Origin of the sequence: Mucilaginibacter sediminis, from assembly GCF_051903035.1 — a bacterium.
Lineage (GTDB): Bacteria > Bacteroidota > Bacteroidia > Sphingobacteriales > Sphingobacteriaceae > Mucilaginibacter.
Map to the genome: position 1 here is coordinate 7,390,557 of NZ_CP170602.1, position 19,911 is coordinate 7,410,467.

Here is a 19,911-nt window from a genome sequence, read left to right on the forward strand (position 1 = left end):
TTAATAAACAAGCTTTACTGATGGATGCTAAACGAATTATAAAAAAAGTTGCAGTACTGGGGTCGGGAGTGATGGGCAGCCGTATAGCTTGCCATTTCGCAAATACCGGCGTACAGGTGCTGTTGCTTGATATTGTACCTAAAGATGCCCCGCCGGGCGATAAAAAAGCCAGGAATAAAATTGTTAATGATGCGCTGGATTTTGCCTTAAAATCCAATCCATCGCCCATTTACCTAAAATCATTTGCCAAACGCATCACTACCGGGAATTTTACCGACGATATGCCCAAAATTGCCGACTGCGATTGGGTTATCGAGGTAGTTGTTGAGCGCCTTGATATTAAACGCCAGGTATTTGAAACGGTAGAAAAATACAGGAAACCCGGCACGCTCATCACATCAAACACATCCGGCATCCCCATACATTTGATGGCCGAAGGTAGGAGCGATGACTTCAAAAAGCATTTTTGCGGCAGCCACTTTTTTAACCCGCCCCGGTATTTAAAATTATTGGAGATCATCCCCATAAAAGAAACATCATCAGATGTGGTTAACTTTTTGATGGACTATGGCAGCAAGTACCTTGGCAAAACCACCGTTTTGGCTAAAGATACCCCGGCATTTATAGGTAACCGCATTGGGGTGTTCAGCATTATGAGCGTATTGCAATATGTAGAGAAAACCGGCATGACGGTTGAAGAGGTTGACAAGCTAACCGGGCCGGTAATAGGTCATCCTAAATCGGCAACCTTCCGCACTAATGATGTGGTGGGCTTAGATACCATGGTACACGTTGCCAACGGCCTTTATCAAAACGCCCCGGATGATGAAGCAAGAGAACTGTTTAAGGTGCCATCATTTGTAGATGGCATGGTGAAAAACAACTGGCTGGGCAGTAAAACAGGCCAGGGTTTTTATAAAAAAGAAAAAGTTGACGGCGTAAACCAGTTTTACGCGCTCGATTTAAAAACGCTGGAATATAAGCCTTCTCAAAAAGTGAAATTCGCCTCGCTGGAAACTACTAAGGCAGTTGACAGTCTTCCGGCCCGGCTGAAAATATTAATCGCTGCAAAAGATAAAGCCGGTGATTTTTACCGGGCAACGTTTTACGAGTTATTTGCTTACGCCGGCAATCGTATTCCCGAAATAGCCGACGAGCTTTATAAAATAGATGCAGCCACAAAGGCCGGCTTTGGCTGGGAAATGGGCCCTTTTGAAAAATGGGACGCGCTGGGTGTTGAAGATACCGTAAAAGCCATGGAAGCAGCCGGCAATAAACCTGCCCAATGGGTATATGATATGCTTGCCGCCGGTGCAAAAAGCTTCTACAAAATTGAGAACGGTAAACGCTTGTATTACGATATTCCGGCCAAGGATTATAAAACAATTCCGGGAACCGAAGGACTTATTTTGCTGGATACCATTCGCGCTACAAATACCGTATGGAAAAACAGTGGAACTACCATTACCGATATTGGCGATGGTATATTGAACCTGGAGTTTCATACTAAAATGAATACCATAGGCGGCGAGGTAATAGAAGGCATTAACAAAGCCATTACCCTTGCCGAAACCAGCTATAAAGGCCTGGTAATATCAAACGAGGGAGCCAATTTTAGCGCCGGGGCAAATGTAGGTATGATATTTATGATGGCGGTTGAACAGGAGTTTGATGAACTGAACATTGTAGTGAAAACCTTCCAAAATACCATGATGCGGATCCGTTACTCATCCATCCCGGTTGTGATAGCCCCTCACCAGATGGCTTTAGGAGGTGGCTGCGAAATGTGTTTGCATGCCGACAAAGTGGTAGCCCATGCCGAATTGTATATGGGCCTGGTTGAATTTGGCGTTGGTTTGATACCGGGTGGCGGTGGAACAAAAGAATTTGCCCTCCGGCTTTCAGACGAGTTACAGGAAGGCGATGTTGAGCTGAATAATTTCCGCGACAGGTTTTTAACCGTTGGCCAGGCAAAAGTATCCACATCGGCTTATGAGGCTTTTGAATTCGGGTACCTTAAAAAGGGAAGGGATGTGGTAGTGGTATCGCGCGACAGGTTGCTTGTCGAAGCAAAGCAGCAATGCCTGCAGATGGCAAATGAAGGATATGTGCAGCCTATCCCGCGCAGCGATATCAGGGTATTGGGCAAGCAGGCCCTCGGCCTTGGGTATGTGGGTGCCAATACGATGTATAGCGGCAACTACATCAGCGAACATGACGTAAAAATATCTCAGAAGCTGGCCTATGTGCTTTCGGGAGGTGATCTGTCTCAACCCTCGATAGTAAGCGAAGAGTATTTGCTGAACCTGGAGCGCGAAGCCTTTATTTCGCTTTGCGCCGAAAAGAAAACGCTTGAGCGGATCCAATCTATTTTAACAGGCGGAAAAGTGTTAAGGAACTAAGTTTTAATAAGTATAAAATCTCGATAAAATGAACGCATACATAGTGGCAGCCAGCCGCAGCGCTGTTGGAAAAGCTACCCGGGGTGGATTTAGGTTTACCCGGCCGGATACGCTTGCCGCAGATGTTATCAGGCAGTTAATGGCATCGGTGCCTAATGTTGATAAGGAGCAGATTGACGATGTAATTGTGGGCAATGCCACCCCCGAAGCCGAGCAGGGCTTAAATGTAGCCAGGCTCATCTCGTTAATGGCATTGGATACCGATAAAGTACCCGGCATGACGGTAAATCGCTACTGCTCATCCGGCCTGGAAACTATTGCGATAGCTTCGGCAAAGATACACAGCGGCATTGCCGATTGTATTATTGCCGGCGGTGTAGAAAGTATGAGCCTGATTCCGATGGGGGGCTGGCGTATTGTGCCAAATGCCGATGTTGCCCTGGCGCATCCTGATTATTATTGGGGGATGGGCCTTACAGCCGAAGCTGTGGCAAAAGAATATCATGTTAGCCGCGAAGAGCAGGATCAGTTTGCTTATAACTCCCACCAAAAAGCTATCAATGCCATCAAATCGGGCAAATTTAAAGATGAAATAACCCCGGTAAATATTGTGGAAACCTATGTTGACGAAAGCGGGAAAAAAAAGAAAAGGGAGTTTAAGGTAGATGTGGATGAAGGGCCGCGTGCAGATACATCCATTGATGCATTGGCCAAGCTAAAACCCGTATTTGATGCCAAAGGGATGGTTACAGCCGGCAACTCATCGCAAACAAGCGATGGTGCAGCCTTTGTAATGGTGGTGAGCGAACGGTTTTTAAAAGCCAATAATCTTAAACCTATTGCAAGGCTGGTTAATTATGCTGTTGCGGGTGTACCGCCGCGCATTATGGGGATAGGGCCATTGGTAGCTATACCCAAAGTGTTAAAAATGGCCGGGATGAAACAGCAGGATATTGACCTCATAGAATTGAATGAGGCATTTGCATCACAGTCATTAGCTATTATTAAAGGGCTGGAGCTTGATCCCGACATCGTTAATGTAAATGGCGGTGCCATAGCATTGGGCCATCCGCTTGGTTGTACAGGTGCCAAGCTTTCGGTTCAGCTTTTTAATGAATTAAAAAGGCGTGAAAAAAAATATGGTATAGTTACCATGTGTGTAGGCACCGGGCAAGGCGCAGCGGGTGTATTTGAATTACTGTAAAGGGCAACCTTTATTTAAATATTGTTGCAATATGGAACGCGCGACAAGACTATTTGATTGCATGGATACCCAGGCCAAGGCGCCGGGGGCAAATTTTCTAAATGCAAAAGAGAACGGTGCCTGGAAGGCATACAGCACAAAACAGGCGCACGATTTAATTTACCAATTGTCCATTGCTTTATTGAATCTGGGCGTTTCGGCTGGTGATGGCACCACGGAAGGGCGCGATAAAATAGGGCTGATAAGCAACGGCCGGCCCGAATGGGTGATAACCGACCTGGCAGTGCAGCAAACAGGTGCCGTGCTGGTTCCGTTATACCCTAATACGGGCACTAAAGATATTGAACAGATATTAAATGAGGCCGAAGTTAAATACGTATTTGTAAGCAGTAAAGATTTATGCGATAAGGTTAAAGAGGTATATTTAAATATACCATCATTAAAAGGCATTTATACTTTTGATGATATAGATGGCTGCATGCATTGGGGCACATTACTTAAACCTTTAAAGGAAGATGACCTGCAAAAAATAAGGCAAGTCAGTGATCAGATTACCGAAAATGATATCGCGACCATCATTTATACGTCCGGTACTACCGGCCGCCCAAAAGGGGTAATGCTTACCCATAAAAATATCATGAGCAATGCGGCAGCATCCGGCGAAGTGCTTGCCCGGATCCCATTGAAAGAAAAATGTGTTTTGAGTTTTTTGCCACTCAACCACATTTTCGAAAAGATGTGTACCTATGTTTATCTCTTCAACGGTTTTTCTATTTACTACGCCGAAAATATGGATACCATTGGCGCAAATTTGAAAGAGGTAAAGCCTTCTCTTTTTACAGCTGTTCCGCGTTTGCTCGAAAAAGTGTTTGAAAAAATCATGGTCGAGGGCCAGAAACTAACCGGTATTAAAAGGAAGATCTTCTTTTGGTCGGTAAAACTGGCCGAGGCATATGAGATTAATGGCAACAGCGAGTGGTATAAAATTAAGCTTGCCATAGCCGATAAACTGGTATTCAGCAAGTGGCGTAATGCTATAGGTGGAAATATAAAAGCGATAGTGGTTGGCAGTTCGGCCTGTCCTATTAAACTGGAGCGGATTTTTACTGCGGCCAATATCGTTATTTTAGAAGGCTACGGGCTTACCGAGACTTCGCCGGTAATTGCTGTTAACCGGTATGAAAAAAGCGGCAGAAAATTTGGGACCGTTGGCCCCTTGCTTGACGGTGTGCAGGCCAGGATAGCAGCCGATGGCGAAATCCTTTGCAAAGGGCCTAACGTTATGGCCGGATATTATAAAAATCCGGAGCTTACCGCTGAGGTGATAGAAGACGGCTGGTTCCACACCGGCGATATTGGCGAACTGGATAAGGATTCCTTCCTGAAGATAACCGATCGCAAAAAAGAGATCTTTAAAACATCCGGCGGCAAATATGTTGCGCCGCTACCCATCGAAAATAAAATGAAAGAAAACTATTTTATTGAACAGATGATGGTGTGTGGCTCGGAGAGAAAATTTGTTTCGGCATTGATTGTACCTTCTTATACGCATTTAAAACCCTGGTGCAAGCAACACGAGATCTCGTTTTCATCCAACGGGGAACTAATTAAAGATACCAGGGTGATTGAACTGTACCAATCAATTATCAATAAATACAATCCCGAGTTTAACCATGTTGAACAGGTAAAAAAAATAACCTTGCTTCCGGATGAATGGTCGATAGATAGCGGCGAGCTTACACCAACCGGGAAAATGAAACGGAAGGTGATAGCCGAAAAGTACAAAGCCCAGATAGATAAAATGTATCTCAGCGAAGTGAGTGATAACCCAACCCTTGTAAATTGATTTAGCAGATGAGCACATTTCAAACAACCATACAGGATAAACTTGTTGTAATTACACTTGACAGGGGGCGTTCAAATCCTATCAATCATCAGATGGTTAAAGAACTGACTGATTGTATCCACAAACTCGAGAATGATGACAATGTGGGCGGCGTGATTTTAACCGGTAAGGAAGGCTTTTTTTCATCCGGTATTGATTTGATAGAGGCTTATGATTACGATCAGGAACAAAGCCGCGGATTTTGGATCGACTTTTTAGTGTTGCAAAATACGCTAACAGCTTTCAGGAAGCCAATGGTTGCTGCCATAAGCGGTCATAGCCCGGCCGGAGGCTGCATATTAGCTATTTGCTGCGACTACCGGGTAATGGCTGCAGGAAAATTTGTCATCGGGTTAAATGAAATTCCTGTGGGCATTATTGTTCCTGATAGTGTTTTTAATTTGTATTCATTCTGGCTTGGCCGGCGCAAAGCCTATCAATATTTACTGGAGGGCAAGTTGCTCCAGGTAGATGAAGCATTGGAAGCGGGTTTGATTGATGAAATTAGTGCACCGGATAGCTTGATGAATGCTGCAATAAAGAAGATAACTGTTTATATGAAACTGAACCCCGTTACCTGGAGTGAAAGTAAGCTGAATTTGCGTAAGCAGTTGATAAGTAAATTAAAGACCGATCAAACCCGTACTTTAAATAAGATGCTGGAGCAATGGTGGGCACCTGCAACCAGGCAGGGCCTGCAAATGATGATCCAGAATTTAAAAGCAAAAAGTGCACCCGCAAACTAATTGATGATGACAGATCCTTCAACTCCCGATAATTCTAAAAGCCCTAATCCCGCAATTGCCGGTGGTATGTTAAGGGATGATGCTTTGAAAGGTAAAACCATCATCATAACAGGAGGCGGCACCGGTTTGGGTAAGGCTATGGGCACTTATTTTTTGCAATTGGGCGCCAACCTGGTTATCACCAGCCGCAAACTGGATGTACTGCAGCAATCGGCTGCCGAAATGGAATCAGCAACTCATGGCAAGGTATTGCCAATAGCCTGCGATGTACGAAAGTATGACGAAGTTGAAAAGATGTTGCAACAGGCCATTACAACTTTTGGCAGGGTAGATGTATTGCTGAACAACGCGGCGGGTAATTTTATTTCGCCTACCGAACGCTTGTCGGCAAACGCGTTCTCGGCCATCATCGATATCGTGTTAAAAGGCTCGGCCAATTGCTCATTGGCTTTGGGCAAATATTGGATCAGCGAAAAAATACCGGGTAACATACTGAATATTATTACCACCTATGCTTTTACAGGTTCGGCTTATGTGGTGCCCTCGGCCTGTGCCAAGGGTGGCGTGCTGGCCATGACCAGGTCGTTAGCCGTTGAGTGGGGCCGGCATGGCATCAGAACAAACGCCATTGCGCCCGGTCCGTTTCCAACCAAAGGAGCCTGGGAACGTTTACTCCCGGGGGACATGGCTCAGAAATTTGATTTTAAAAACCGGGTACCCCTTAAACGTGTAGGTGAGCACCAGGAGCTGGCCAACCTGGCCGCTTTCCTTGTGTCCGATTTTTCGGCTTATATCAATGGCGAGGTAATTACCATAGATGGCGGCGAATGGCTGCAAGGCGCCGGCCAGTTCAGCGCACTCGAAATGATACCTGCCGAAATGTGGGACGATATTGAGAAGTCTACCCGCTCGGCATAGTTACCTTTCGGCAACACTAATAATTTAAGCCAAAGCCTGGTTTGCTTAACCGGCAGCGCCACACCTCTTACGAAATCGCTTTCAAAAGGAGGCACCTGCGGAGCCCGATTTTCGGATTTTCTTGTGCTATAAACACCTGACTCCTCCGGAGTCAATCATAAACCAACCACTTCCAACTCCAGCCGAGTTACATGTTTATAGCGAAAAAATATCTCGTTTTTGGCTCCGTAGGAGCATCCTGTTTTTTCTTAATTTCAAAAGAGATGCCACACCCGTGCATATATAATGTCTGTAACATGATAGCGCGTTCTTGAAAAACCAGGGCCTCCCCACTAAATTTCAGGCAAACAGCTTATTATAAAACGTATCTCCATCGTTTTCGTAAATAAATACTCCCCAACTAAATTTTTGAATGGTTTTTATGCGGATGTTTGATTTAATCCCATTTGCCAATAAACTGAAAAACTTAATTTATTGATATGCCTAAGAAATTGTTTTCCGCGCGATACCTCATCGTTGTTTTAATTATGGCAGGTGTTAATGCCTCCGCTCAAAACAAAAAGGTAAGCGGGTTCCTGCTACAGAATGAACAGCAATTATCCGTCTTTAAAAAACAATACCAGGCCGGTGATACAACAATCAGCAACCAAATTAAATCGCTGTTAGCCGATGCTGATAAAGAATTAGCGGCGGGCCCGTATTCGGTAACTTTCCGTAAAACCAGGGTTGCGCCAAGCGGTAATCCGCATGATTATGTTAGCCAGGCCCCTTACTGGTGGGCTGACCCATCCAAACCCGATGGCAAGCCCTACATCCGCAAAGATGGCGAACGTAACCCCGAAATATACCTGCTGCATGACGATTCGCAACTAAATGATTTATGCCGGGCGGTTAAAAAACTGGGGTTTGCCTACTATTTTACTGGCGATGAGCAGTATGCCCAAAAAGCAGCGGGCTTAATGCGTACCTGGTTTATTGATACCGCCACAAAAATGGCCCCCAACTTTAACTATGCCCAATATATTCCTGGCATTAATGATGGCCGTGGTATAGGTATAATTGAAAGCCGTGCGCTGGCTGTTATTCCGGATGCCCTTGCCATGATGCAGGGTAGCAAAAGCATAACAGCCAATCTTAAAACAGGTGTAAAGCATTGGTTTGCCGAATATTTGACATGGCTGCAAAATAGCAAAAACGGGAATGAAGAAAGGCAGGCACGCAACAACCACGGCACTTTTTACGATGTGCAGGTAGTTGATTTCGCCCTTTTCACCGAAAACGACAAGTTGGCAAAGGAAGTTCTCCAAAACCGGACTATCGCCAGGATAGATACACAATTTACAGCCGAGGGCCGCCAGCCATTAGAACTGGAGCGTACGCGGTCATGGAGTTATTCGAACATGAACCTGACCGGCTGGAGCATGCTGGCTACACTTGCAGACCGGGTGGATATTGATTTATGGCATACTGAAAAGCAGGGGAGGGGAATTAAAAAATGCATTGAATGGATAATGCCGTATTTATTGAAACAAAAAGATTGGCCCTTCAAACAAATAGAACCGATTAGTTACGGGGAGACTTTAACCATTTGCAGCCTTGCCGAGGAAAAATACCCGGGGATTGATTTTAAAAAGGTTTTTAAAATGTATCCTCGTCCAAGGCCTTGGGGAGATGAACATCATTAAGTTTAATAGCTGCAACCAAGGCAAACAGATCTAAATAGTTAACGACGATAAGCTGTTATTTAATAATAGCAAACAGAATAAGCTTATGGCGTGGGGAAGATATAGCATCAAACAATACCTTGTTTGTATTGCCTGGTCCTGGTAAAATGATCAAGGTGCCGAAGGGACATGTATTGGCCGGCAACAGGCACCAATATTTGGATGAGCCTAAATCGCGCGATGAGTTTAGTGTTAACCATGATTAAAAATAATATATTGATTATCAGGTAATTGTAAACTATTTATCTGAAATGTGTTAAGTTATGTTAACCCAATTAGATGCGTTTGCCATGTAGCGGAACGCTCATTAATATATGAGGATGAAAAGAATTATACTGTTTGTTGGCATTTTATTGATAAACCTGGTTACAAACGCCCAGCAAAAAATAAGGCTGAATAATAACTGGGAATTTTTAAAGCAGGATATAGGCAGCATATGGGAAACCGTACGGCCGCTGACTAAAGACGGGCCGGACAATTACCCCCTATGGCAAAAGGTAACTTTGCCCCACTGTTTTAACGCCCGTGACGCTGTTGACCCAACGGGAAATTACTACCAGGGGCCAGGCTGGTACCGCAGCCGGTTAAACATTAACAATCCATATAAAAACGGGCGCACGCTGTTGTTTTTTGAAGGGGCAGGCCAAAAAACCGATGTGTATGTTTACTCCACAAAAGTTGGCGCTCATGCTGGCGGTTACGATGAATGGTTTGTTGATATTACACAAGCGGTTGAAGATTTTAAAAAAACAGATGCCTTCGCTAAACAATTTAAAGGAACTATACCCATCGAAATACGTTGTGATAACTCGCGCGATGTGGAAAGTATCCCCTCGCAACTATCTGATTTTGATGTTTTTGGCGGTATTTACCGATATCTCGATTTGGTTTATCAACCCGCTCTGGGCATCGATAACTTATTTGCGAGCGTGGTATTAGATAAACAATATAAAACCGGTACAATCGATGTTCAGGCTACATTTTACAATCCCGATCAGGTAAAAAAAGCGATCGGGAATATTAAAATAACCGATGCCTTGGGTAAAACGGTTGCAGAAACTGTTTACAACATTGATGTTGATAATGATGGTGCTGTTCCTGTTGGCAAATTCAAAGTTAATAATCCGCATTTATGGTCGCCCAATGATCCCTACTTGTACGAGATCACGATAGATGCTGGTGGATATACGCGAAAGGAAAAAATAGGTTTCCGCGATTTCTTATTTGCCGATAATGGCCCGTTTTACTTAAATGGCAAGCGGCTGTTACTTCGCGGCACGCACAGGCATGAGGATCAATCGGGTGTGGCGGCAGCTATGACCGACAGCATGATGTACCGGGAAATGCGGATGATAAAAGAGATGGGAGCCAATTTTATCCGGCTTGGGCATTATCAGCAATCGCGTATTATTTTAAATTTATGCGACAGCCTGGGTTTATTGGTATGGGAAGAAGAGCCCTGGTGCCGCGGCGGATTGGGTGGAAATAAATATAAGGAGCAGAGCCGCCGTATGCTAACTAACATGATCCACCAGCATTACAATCACCCCTCGATAATTTTATGGGGACTGGGTAACGAAAATGATTGGCCCGGCGACTTCCCGGAGTTTGATAAGACTAAAATAAGGGCATTTATGAGCGAACAAAATGATTTGTCGCATCGGCTCGACCCATCCCGCAAAACTGTTATTCGCCGCTGCGATTTCTGCAAAGACATTCCGGATGTTTATTCACCCACCATATGGGCCGGCTGGTATAAGGGAAAATATACAGAGTATAGAAAATATAGTGAAGATGAGTTTAAGAATGTAAAGCATTTTTTCCATGCAGAATGGGGCGGCGACAGCCACTCGGGCCGCAATTCCGAGCTTGCAGACAAGGCTCTGGAAAACATCAGGAATAGCGCCGGAATAATTGATACTACGCTCTTCAATAAATCAGCCGAACTTTTAAAAAACGCTGATTGGAGCGAGAATGCCACCTGTAACCTGTTCGATTGGACATTGAAAGAGCAGGATACTATGCCCTGGCTAAGCGGATCGGCGTTTTGGGCGTTTAAAGATTTCTCCACCCCGATAAGATTTGATAACCCGCTGCCTTACATGAACCAGAAGGGCGTGGTTGAAAGTGATTTGACAAAAAAGGAAATTTATTATTTGGTTCAGTCCTATTGGGCAGATAAGCCTATGGCGCATATCTACGGGCATAACTGGCCGGTTAGGTGGGGCGATGATGGTGAATTAAAAATGGTAAAAGCCTATTCAAACTGCAACGAGGCAGAACTATTTGTAAATGGCAAAAGTTATGGCATCAAAAAGCGTAACAGCCAGGACTTTCCAGCGGCCGGTTTAAGGTGGATGGTTCAATTTAAGAAAGGCAGAAATGAGCTTATACTCAAAGCCCGAAAGGGGCGCATTACCATTACTGATACGGTATCACAAGTATATCAAACCGAAAAATGGGGCAAACCAGCTAAACTAAAGCTGGAAAAAATTGCTGAAAGAGATGGTTCGGTCACCGTACAGGCAACGTTGTTGGATAGCAAGGGCGTATTATGTTTAGATGCGGTTAACTGGGTCAGTTTTTCGTTAACCGGGGATGGTACCTTGCTGGATGATTTGGGTACTTCAAAAGGATCGACAAAATTGCAGGCTATTAATGGCCGGGCTGTTATTAGCATAAAAACCAATAAAGGCAATAGCGTTGTTAGTGTACAATCGCCGGGGCTGCAAACTGTGTTTTTAAGCCTTTAAATAACAGCGTATATGGTGTGTTGTTAAAATTCGTTTAATGGATGCTCTCAGCCGTTTTACTCCTTAAAAACCAGGATGATTACCTATAAACAGTTTTTTTAATTTTTGGCGCCTAACTAAATCGTTTGCGTAGAAATATTAAGGCTTATGTGTGAAGTTTAGGGGATTTGAGTGTAATATTGATTTTTACAGCTATCTGCCATTAAAATATTTACCATGATACAAAGTAATCTTTTTCAATATAATGAAGCAACCGATTGGAAAACCGTTGGGGATGGCGTACAACGGCAGGTGTTTGGTTACGACGACAAAGTTATGCTGGTTAAGGTAAAGTTTGAAAAAGGCGGCTGTGGCGTGTTACACAATCATGCGCATTCGCAGGTTAGCTATGTGGAGAGCGGCGTATTTGAAATGACCATAGATGGCACAAAAAAAATAATACGCAAGGGCGATGGTTATTACATCCCTCCGTATTCTGTGCACGGCTGTGTTTGCCTCGAGGCCGGTATGCTTATTGACGCCTTTGGCCCATGCCGATGGGAGTTTGTTGACCACGATCATCAGCGATACACACTATAAGCAACTTATAGTAGTATTTACGGCATTAAACAAGGTAGGGGGCGATGCCCCCTTAATCCATTTTTTTTTAAACATCAAGCGCGAAGCCATTGAGTACTTCCAGCGCCTCCCGGTGAAACACCCGCATAAATTCCTCGGCCTTTTCAACCATTAATCGCGACCCGATAAAGATGGGAGAGCGCTGATGCAATTCATAAACATCCAGGTCGAGTATGCGGGTTGTGCCGTCAGATGCTTTTCCGCCAGCCTGTTCCATGATGAAAGCCATGGGGTTGCACTCGTATACCAACCGCAATTTTCCTTTAGGAGATGCTGATGTATAAGGATAAATGAATATACCGCCTTTGATAAGATTCCGGTGCAGGTCGGCCACCATCGAGCCCGTATAACGCGATGTATATGGCCGGAATGTATTTTTATCCTCCTCCTGGCAGTATTTGATATACTTTTTAACACCCTGCGGAAAGTGGATGTAATTACCTTCGTTTATTGAATAAATGGTCCCGCTTTCGGGGATTGTTAAATTGGGATGCGACAGGCAAAACTCGCCGATTGATGGGTCGAGGGTAAATCCGTTAACACCTTTTCCGGTTGTATACACCAGCATGGTAGATGAGCCGTATATAATATAACCGGCGGCCACCTGGCTGGTGCCCTTTTGTAAAATGTCTTCCACTGTTGCCGCTCCGGAAACCGAAGTCCTGCGGTAAATTGAAAATATAGTCCCAATCCCCACATTGACATCAATATTCGAAGAGCCGTCCAGGGGATCTATTGCGACAACATATTTGGCGTTCTTTGAAATTTCCGAATCAATATTAATGTGTTCGTCGTTTTCTTCAGATACTATCATACAACATTCGCCACCGCTTCGTAGCGCGGCTATAAATTGTTCATTGGCATAAACATCCAGTTTCTTTTGGCTCTCGCCCTGCACATTTACCGTACCCGAATCGCCAAGTATGGAGGCAAGCCCCGCTTTATTAATTTCGCGGTTCACAATTTTTGCGGCAATGGCAAGGTCTCTTAATAATCTCGATAATTCTCCTTTTGCATAAGGGAAATCTTTTTGTTTTTCGATAATAAACTGGCCTAAGGTCTTAATTTCATTCATGGTAAATGGGATAATGGTAGTGTTTGAAAATTAAAATAAACTATTCGCTGTTAAATTCTGTAATTCGATGAGTTGTTGTGGTAAGGTGATCTGTTTAAGCTTTATCTCTTGCTCAATCTGGCCAATAGCCTTAACTGTTTTCATAAAAGAATCAGGGGTTACCGAAATAGAATCTATACCTTCTTCAACCAAAAACTGGGCAAAGTCCGAAAAATCGGATGGCCCTTGCCCGCAAATGCCCACTTTTACGTTCAGCTTTTTAGCAATGCTGATCAAATGGGATATCATCATTTTTACCGCCTCATTTCGTTCGTTATATAAACCCGCTACTAATGATGAATCCCTGTCGAGCCCTAAAACAAGTTGCGTCAGGTCGTTTGATCCAATCGAAAACCCGTCAATATGTTGGGCAAATTGGGCGGCCAGTATCACGTTAGATGGAACTTCGGCCATTAAATAAGCCTCCAGCTTGTTTTCGCCCCGTTTTAGGCCAAACTCGCCCATCGTATTATAAACCATTAACAGTTCATCAACCGTGCGGCAAAAGGGGATCATGACTACCACATTGTCAAGGCCCATTACCTCCCTTACCTTTTTAATGGCTTTACACTCCATTCCAAAAGCTTGTTTGTATGCTGTAGAATAATACCGTGATGCCCCTCTCCAGCCAATCATCGGGTTTTCTTCAACGGGTTCAAAATACTTACCTCCCGGCATATTGAAATACTCGTTGGTTTTAAAATCCGAAAACCTTACGATAACTTTATTAGGGTAAAATGCCGCTGCTATTTTGGCAATGCCGTAGGATAGTTTTTCGATAAAGAAATCCTCACCGCTTGCGTACCCTTTTGTTATCCCGGCAATGTGCTCTGTTAATGCTGCATCGTTTAACTCGGTGTGCTTAAGCAGGGCAAGGGGATGAACTTTGATATAATTGTTAATGATAAATTCTTCCCTGGCAAGGCCCACCCCCTTATTGGGGTAGCAAGCGTATTGAAAAGCCATCTCTGGCGAAGCCACATTCATCATTACCGGGGTTGTTATTTCCGGCAAGTCAGCCAGGTTTTGTTCGATTTTTTTAAAAAAGACTAAGCCGTTATAAATGATGCCGGCCTCGCCTTCGGCGCATGATGCTGTTATTAGCTGACCTGTTTTCAATATATCGGTCGCATTTTCGCAACATACTATAGCCGGTACGCCCAACTCGCGCGCTACAATTGCAGCATGGCACGTTCTGCCGCCTTTATTGGTAATAATAGCAGCGGCCTTTTTCATCACGGGTTCCCAGTCGGGATCGGTCATGTCGGTAACCATGATATCCCCAGGCAGAAAATTAATCTCGTGAATATTTTGTTTTTCAAGGCCGTTAAGTAAATGCACCCGGCCCGAAGCTATTTTGTCGCCAACGGCAATGCCTTTAAGCAACACCTTTTCATGGCGCATTTCATCATCTATTTTAAATTCAATAACAATGCCCGCGGTTTTCCTTGAATGTATGGTTTCTGGCCTGGCCTGTACTATAAAAAGTTCCCCGGAGTTTCCGTCAACAGCCCATTCCACATCCATAGGGCACCACCGCCCTTTAAGCGCCGAATAATAATCTTCGATGATCACCACCCATTTGGCCAACTGTAAAATCTGGTCATCGCTGAGGCAAAATTGTGTACTGTCATTAGATGATGTTTCTACCACCCGCACTCTTTCCTGTATGGTATCGCCATAAATCATTTTTTGGTGCTTGGTGCCTAATTTTTTTTCGATAATTGCGCGGAAGCTTTCTTTTAATAAGGGCTTGAATACAATATATTCATCCGGGTTTATCGCCCCCTGCACTATCATCTCACCAAGGCCGTATGATCCGTTAATTACCACTGCATCTTTAAATCCGCTTTCGGTATCCAATGAAAAAGCAACACCGGAAACACCAAGATCAGAACGAACCATTTTTTGAACGCATACAGAAAGGCCAATCTGAAAATGATCGTATCCGAATACCTTTCTGTAGCTGATTGCCCTATCGGTAAACAGAGAGGCAAAACAATCTTTTACAGCCGCCAGGAGACTTTCGGCCCCGCTGATGTTTAAAAAAGTATCCTGCTGACCGGCAAAGGAGGCATCCGGAAGGTCTTCGGCAGTAGCAGACGACCGAACTGCTACATCTACATTATTTTGATTGTATTGCTGGCTCAGCTTTTTATATCCTTCAATTATCTGGGATTCCAGAACAGGTGGAAATTCGCCGCTGCATATAAGGCTACGAATACTGGCACCGCATTGCATCAACGCTTCCAGGTCGTCTATATTAGTTTCATCAACAATCTGCTTTATAATTTCATCAAGTTTATTTGATGAAATAAAATGATAGTAAGCAGCAGCTGTGATAATAAATCCATCGGGAATATTAATGCCAAAGCCGCCAAGGTTTTGCAGCATTTCGCCAAGCGAGGCGTTTTTGCCACCTACAATGTCAATATCATCAATTGACGCTTCAGTTAGTTTGAGGATAAATTTTTCTGTTTTCATAAACAATTGCGTTTGCTCAAAATTATCCTGCTAAAATTTAGCTTAATTTGTAAATGTTAATCATAACTGATACTATATTAACCAATAATTGTTGTTGGTTTTATAAAATGGTTAGAACTGTACAATGGAAACGCATTTTTATTCATTTTTTAAGCAGCAAAAAAAATCGTTAAGCATAACGGAGGCTAACCGGTATCATGCCTTAAATGATTTTCATTATCATGTAGAAACCGAACTTATTTATATTATTGAAGGTGAGGGAACCCTATTGCTGGGCGATAAATTAATACGGGTATCACGCGATACGTTAATATTAATTGGCAAAAACACACCGCACATGTTTAAGTTTGATACCTTCACTTACCAGGATGATTTGATGCAGCGAGGGAAAATTCCGTTGCAGGTGCAGTTACTAACACTGCATTTTGACCCCCATATTTGGGGCGATGCTTTTATGAAACTCCCCGAAAACGAAACAATGAGCAACCTCTTTACTGAAGCTGCAAAAGGATTGCATATTGAAGGCGGGGAGAAAAAAAGTGTTAGTGAATTAATGTCAAAGTTATTGAGTGCCCCGGTATATGAGCATTTTTCAATTCTAATGAATCTTTTCAATACGATAGCTCTGGGGAAGGAACACCAATTTCTGACAGAAACCCCTGACGCGGATACTTTAAATAAAACTGACGAAAAGCGGCTATCTAAGATATATATATACACGTTAAACAATTTTACAAGGGCAATTAAGCTAAAGGATGTTGCAGATATTGTTTACATGTGTCCGAACGCTTTTTGCCGTTATTTTAAACTGCGCACCAACAAAAGTTATTTTGAATTTTTAATTGAAATCAGGATTGATTATGCATGCAGGTTATTGCGCGAAAAGGATTATAGCACAGCTGTAATATGTTATAACTCCGGTTTCGGAAACCTCTCAAATTTCAACAGGCACTTTAAAGCACTCACCGGAAAAACTCCCTTAGAGTACCGCAAAAATCCGGGCAGCTCCCGGGCATCTTTTTCCTACGCCCAATAAAAAACGTTTGCATGGTGTAAAAGATGTGCGGTTCTTATCGAAAATTTATGCTGTCGAAAACGTTGTCGTAAAATAATGACGCCTAACGTGGTACCAAACGCAATTGCGCATGTATTAACAACTGTAGCGCTATTTGTTTGAAAAACGCTGATGAAAAAATTCAGAAGGCCAATTAATAATACCCCATATATAACTAAATGATGAATAAGAAATATACAATTGTATGCCTTTTAGGTGCGTTTTTGCAACTAAATGTTTTTGCTCAAAAAAGCGTGTCAAAAGGTTTTGCCTTGGCTCAAAAGCAAACCGAGGTTATGCTATCCTCAATTGATCAGGCCGAAAATTCCGGCAATGTAGGGGTAACGCCACGTTCGTTAACGGCTAATGGCGATTTAGCGTTGGTACCCTCTAAAGATTGGTGCAGTGGTTTTTTTCCTGGCGAGCTTTGGTTCCTGTATCAATATTCAGGTCAGGAGAAATGGTTAAAACTGGCCAAAACATTTACCGCGTTTATTGAAGACCAAAAAACTAACGGAGGTACCCATGATATGGGTTTTAAAATTTATACCAGCGTGGGTAACGGTTACCGCCTCACCAAAGATCCGCACTACCGGGATGTAATTATCGAAGGCGCAAAAACGCTTTCAACCCGGTTTAATCCAAAAGTGGGCTGTATTAAATCATGGGATAACAGGATATGGAAGTTTCCGGTTATTATTGATAACATGATGAACCTTGAACTTCTTTTTGAAGCCACAAAGCTTTCGGGCGATTCATCGTTTTATAAAATCGCTGTCACTCATGCCAATACCACAATGAAAAATCATTTCAGGGCAAACTATAGTTCCTATCATGTGGTAAGTTATGATCCCGAAACCGGCGAAGTGCTTAAAAAACAAACCCACCAGGGCTATGCCGATGAATCGGCATGGTCACGCGGGCAAAGCTGGGCCCTGTACGGCTATACGATGTGCTATCGCGAAACCGGAGATAAAACTTACCTGCGCCAGGCAGAAAATGTTGCCAAATTTATTTTAGATAATCCTGCTTTGCCGCAGGATCTTGTGCCCTATTGGGACTATAATGCCCCCAACATACCAAATGAACAGCGCGATGCGTCGGCCGCCGCAGTAATGGCTTCAGCATTGTATGAGCTAAGTACTTATAGTATCAATGGGAAATTGTACCGGGGGAAAGCCGATTTAATAGTTAAAAACTTAACCGATCATTACACAGCAGGGCCTGGTACAAGCAAAGGTTTTATTTTGCTGCACAGCACAGGATCAAGGCCAGCTAATACCGAAGTAGATGTGCCCTTAAGCTACGCCGATTATTATTACCTGGAAGCCCTGTTAAGACAAAAGCACCTGGCCGACAAAAAACCGGTGGTAGATTGATCTTAATAACTTCTACAAGTTTGCTGCTTGTAAACGTGATTCTTGTGTGGCAACCCGACAGTGAGAATGGGGACAGTGGTTGCCCTGTTGGATAAAATAGATTGAAGTTAGAAAGAACCGGTAATTTACTGGAACACTTGTATAGTAGCCTGCTCAAAGGGGACAGGATCCCCTTTGAGGATTTTGTCCCCTTTTTTCGTTATTGTCTTTTTGGATAGATTTTCATGGAAGTTTTTTTGCCGCTCTTTATCGAATGCGAATTGCATTGAAGTTTTCTTGGTAATTGTGCGCTCTCCCCTCAACTGTTACGTATCATCCTGCAAAAAAATATAACAGCACTTTTTAACTGACCCTATTATATCCCGCCTCCGGCCCAACTTTGCCCGCTTCGGTTACATTTTACTGTAATACCGCTGGTTTACCCCGCATCTTTGATCTCAATGAATCGGTCAGCCAGCTGACGGCACAAAAAATAACACAAAAAAGAAAATTATGAAAAAGCTATTATTAATGCTTGTTGTTTTGGTTGCAGTATCAACCAAAGGTTTTAGTCAGACAACTCCCGAGAATCAAAGTTTCGGTCAAAAACTAATGAAGAAGTTGGAATTCGGTATTACCGCCGGGGGGAACTATAGTAATTTTACCGGCGCCACTTTTGCCACAGACCCGCTCCCTGGCTTCCACGCCGGGCTTACTGTTGCTTATAAATTCACTGACAACTTTATGGTGCAGGAGGAATTTTTATACTCGCTGCAAGGTGCCAAAGTTAAGGCAGGCATACTGGGGACGCAGGATATAAAACTTTCCTATGCATCTGTTCCAATCCTTTTTAAATACCGTACCGATGGTGGTTTCTTTGTTGAGGCAGGCCCCCAGGCAAGCTTCAAGGTAAAAGAAGATCTTGGCGGTATAACCGACTCTAAATTTGCTAAAAAGGTTGATTTTGGTATGGCGGGTGGCCTTGGTTATCAATCTAAAATTGGTTTGGGCATTGGTGCAAGGTATGTTTATGGTATGCAAAAAGTTCAGGAAACACCGTCTCCCGTTTTGGGCGACTTTAAGAATAACAGTATTCAGGCCAGTGTTTTCTAGTTTTTTAACGGTATCTACCTCAAATCAATATATAATAATGAAAGTCCCGGTTGCATAGCGCACCGGGATTTTATTTTTAGGTTCAGATGAATCATAAAGATTCTTTGCCTCCGGTGTAAAGGCGTTTTGATGCTGGTGAGAGTATAGGACTGCGATATTTTAATTTACACGACACGTCATTTATCTCATTTCTGCTACAATCTGTTGTTGATTGATGGCAAATGCAATTTTTTCCTCGTTGATAATTAACATGTTATACACGGTTGTCAAGTAAATATTAAAAACAGTTTGCAGGAATGTTAAAAGCGCGTACCTTTGCAGCCCGCAAATAAGGAAGCGGGAAAGTTCTTAGAAAGGTTACTGAAGGGTTTTTTGAAGCAGGAATAGGGGAGAGGGAATAAAAACGAGGCTCAAAAAAAACTTCAGATAAAATTTCGGAAAGCAAAAAAGTTTACTACTTTTGCACCCCGCCACCGAGGGAGAAAAGAGAGAGGGGTAGGCGGACAAAACGGAGGAGATTCTTTGAAGATCGAGAGAT

General features: G+C 43.4%; 14 protein-coding genes. 12 read left to right on the plus strand and 2 right to left on the minus strand.

Annotated features, from left to right (window positions below):
- Window positions 1–20 precede the first annotated feature (20 nt).
- The 9 genes from ACFGVS_RS30805 (at window position 21) to ACFGVS_RS30845 (ending at window position 12,211) form a co-directional block, all read left to right on the plus strand.
- A complete protein-coding gene (locus ACFGVS_RS30805) occupies window positions 21–2,402 on the plus strand; it encodes a 3-hydroxyacyl-CoA dehydrogenase NAD-binding domain-containing protein (RefSeq protein ID WP_439696906.1) in 2,382 nt (793 codons plus the stop codon).
- Between the two features lie 28 nt (window positions 2,403–2,430).
- Complete coding sequence (locus ACFGVS_RS30810; RefSeq protein ID WP_439696907.1) at window positions 2,431–3,606, plus strand: acetyl-CoA C-acyltransferase; 1,176 nt, start codon at window positions 2,431–2,433, stop codon at window positions 3,604–3,606.
- Between the two features lie 31 nt (window positions 3,607–3,637).
- Window positions 3,638–5,452, plus strand: coding sequence for an AMP-dependent synthetase/ligase (locus tag ACFGVS_RS30815; protein ID WP_439696908.1), 1,815 nt, complete (start codon window positions 3,638–3,640; stop codon window positions 5,450–5,452).
- Window positions 5,453–5,460: 8 nt separating this feature from the next.
- A complete protein-coding gene (locus ACFGVS_RS30820; protein WP_274208792.1) occupies window positions 5,461–6,237 on the plus strand; it encodes an enoyl-CoA hydratase/isomerase family protein in 777 nt (258 codons plus the stop codon).
- Window positions 6,238–6,243: 6 nt separating this feature from the next.
- On the plus strand, window positions 6,244–7,155 hold the full coding sequence (locus tag ACFGVS_RS30825; protein WP_439699276.1) for an SDR family oxidoreductase: 912 nt from the start codon (window positions 6,244–6,246) through the stop codon (window positions 7,153–7,155).
- A 479-nt stretch (window positions 7,156–7,634) separates the two neighbouring features.
- Complete coding sequence (locus tag ACFGVS_RS30830; RefSeq protein ID WP_439696909.1) at window positions 7,635–8,840, plus strand: alginate lyase family protein; 1,206 nt, start codon at window positions 7,635–7,637, stop codon at window positions 8,838–8,840.
- 119 nt (window positions 8,841–8,959) lie between these two features.
- Window positions 8,960–9,085 (plus strand): hypothetical protein, encoded by a 126-nt coding sequence (locus ACFGVS_RS30835; RefSeq protein ID WP_439696910.1) that lies wholly within the window; start codon window positions 8,960–8,962, stop codon window positions 9,083–9,085.
- A gap of 114 nt (window positions 9,086–9,199) precedes the next feature.
- Window positions 9,200–11,632: a glycoside hydrolase family 2 TIM barrel-domain containing protein gene (locus ACFGVS_RS30840; protein ID WP_439696911.1), complete on the plus strand. Its 2,433-nt coding sequence runs from the start codon at window positions 9,200–9,202 to the stop codon at window positions 11,630–11,632.
- Window positions 11,633–11,848: 216 nt separating this feature from the next.
- Window positions 11,849–12,211 carry a cupin domain-containing protein gene (locus ACFGVS_RS30845; RefSeq protein ID WP_439696912.1) on the plus strand — a complete coding sequence of 121 codons (363 nt, stop codon included), beginning with the start codon at window positions 11,849–11,851 and terminating at the stop codon, window positions 12,209–12,211.
- Between the two features lie 67 nt (window positions 12,212–12,278).
- Here the strand turns inward: ACFGVS_RS30845 and fbp are convergent, their stop codons facing one another.
- Together fbp and ppsA are read right to left on the minus strand one after the other, a co-directional pair.
- Window positions 12,279–13,325 carry a class 1 fructose-bisphosphatase gene (gene fbp / locus ACFGVS_RS30850; RefSeq protein ID WP_439696913.1) on the minus strand — a complete coding sequence of 349 codons (1,047 nt, stop codon included), beginning with the start codon at window positions 13,323–13,325 and terminating at the stop codon, window positions 12,279–12,281.
- A 30-nt stretch (window positions 13,326–13,355) separates the two neighbouring features.
- Window positions 13,356–15,848: a phosphoenolpyruvate synthase gene (gene ppsA, locus ACFGVS_RS30855; protein ID WP_439696914.1), complete on the minus strand. Its 2,493-nt coding sequence runs from the start codon at window positions 15,846–15,848 to the stop codon at window positions 13,356–13,358.
- 124 nt (window positions 15,849–15,972) lie between these two features.
- Between ppsA and ACFGVS_RS30860 the strand changes: the two genes are divergently transcribed.
- The 3 genes from ACFGVS_RS30860 (at window position 15,973) to ACFGVS_RS30870 (ending at window position 19,373) form a co-directional block, all read left to right on the plus strand.
- A complete protein-coding gene (locus ACFGVS_RS30860; protein ID WP_439696915.1) occupies window positions 15,973–16,884 on the plus strand; it encodes an AraC family transcriptional regulator in 912 nt (303 codons plus the stop codon).
- Between the two features lie 200 nt (window positions 16,885–17,084).
- On the plus strand, window positions 17,085–18,281 hold the full coding sequence (locus ACFGVS_RS30865) for a glycoside hydrolase family 88 protein (RefSeq protein ID WP_439699277.1): 1,197 nt from the start codon (window positions 17,085–17,087) through the stop codon (window positions 18,279–18,281).
- A 492-nt stretch (window positions 18,282–18,773) separates the two neighbouring features.
- Window positions 18,774–19,373: a porin family protein gene (locus ACFGVS_RS30870; protein WP_439696916.1), complete on the plus strand. Its 600-nt coding sequence runs from the start codon at window positions 18,774–18,776 to the stop codon at window positions 19,371–19,373.
- Window positions 19,374–19,911: the final 538 nt, after the last annotated feature.

Excerpts from the sequence above, each read along its gene's own strand:
- ACFGVS_RS30805 (WP_439696906.1), top strand. The coding sequence starts at position 21 with ATGGATGCTAAACGAATTATAAAAAAAGTTGCAGTACTGGGGTCGGGA.
- ACFGVS_RS30810 (WP_439696907.1), top strand. The coding sequence starts at position 2,431 with ATGAACGCATACATAGTGGCAGCCAGCCGCAGCGCTGTTGGAAAAGCT.
- ACFGVS_RS30815 (WP_439696908.1), top strand. The coding sequence starts at position 3,638 with ATGGAACGCGCGACAAGACTATTTGATTGCATGGATACCCAGGCCAAG.
- ACFGVS_RS30820 (WP_274208792.1), top strand. The coding sequence starts at position 5,461 with ATGAGCACATTTCAAACAACCATACAGGATAAACTTGTTGTAATTACA.
- ACFGVS_RS30825 (WP_439699276.1), top strand. The coding sequence starts at position 6,244 with ATGACAGATCCTTCAACTCCCGATAATTCTAAAAGCCCTAATCCCGCA.
- ACFGVS_RS30830 (WP_439696909.1), top strand. The coding sequence starts at position 7,635 with ATGCCTAAGAAATTGTTTTCCGCGCGATACCTCATCGTTGTTTTAATT.
- ACFGVS_RS30840 (WP_439696911.1), top strand. The coding sequence starts at position 9,200 with ATGAAAAGAATTATACTGTTTGTTGGCATTTTATTGATAAACCTGGTT.
- ACFGVS_RS30845 (WP_439696912.1), top strand. The coding sequence starts at position 11,849 with ATGATACAAAGTAATCTTTTTCAATATAATGAAGCAACCGATTGGAAA.
- fbp (WP_439696913.1), bottom strand. The coding sequence starts at position 13,325 with ATGAATGAAATTAAGACCTTAGGCCAGTTTATTATCGAAAAACAAAAA.
- ppsA (WP_439696914.1), bottom strand. The coding sequence starts at position 15,848 with ATGAAAACAGAAAAATTTATCCTCAAACTAACTGAAGCGTCAATTGAT.
- ACFGVS_RS30860 (WP_439696915.1), top strand. The coding sequence starts at position 15,973 with ATGGAAACGCATTTTTATTCATTTTTTAAGCAGCAAAAAAAATCGTTA.
- ACFGVS_RS30865 (WP_439699277.1), top strand. The coding sequence starts at position 17,085 with ATGAATAAGAAATATACAATTGTATGCCTTTTAGGTGCGTTTTTGCAA.
- ACFGVS_RS30870 (WP_439696916.1), top strand. The coding sequence starts at position 18,774 with ATGAAAAAGCTATTATTAATGCTTGTTGTTTTGGTTGCAGTATCAACC.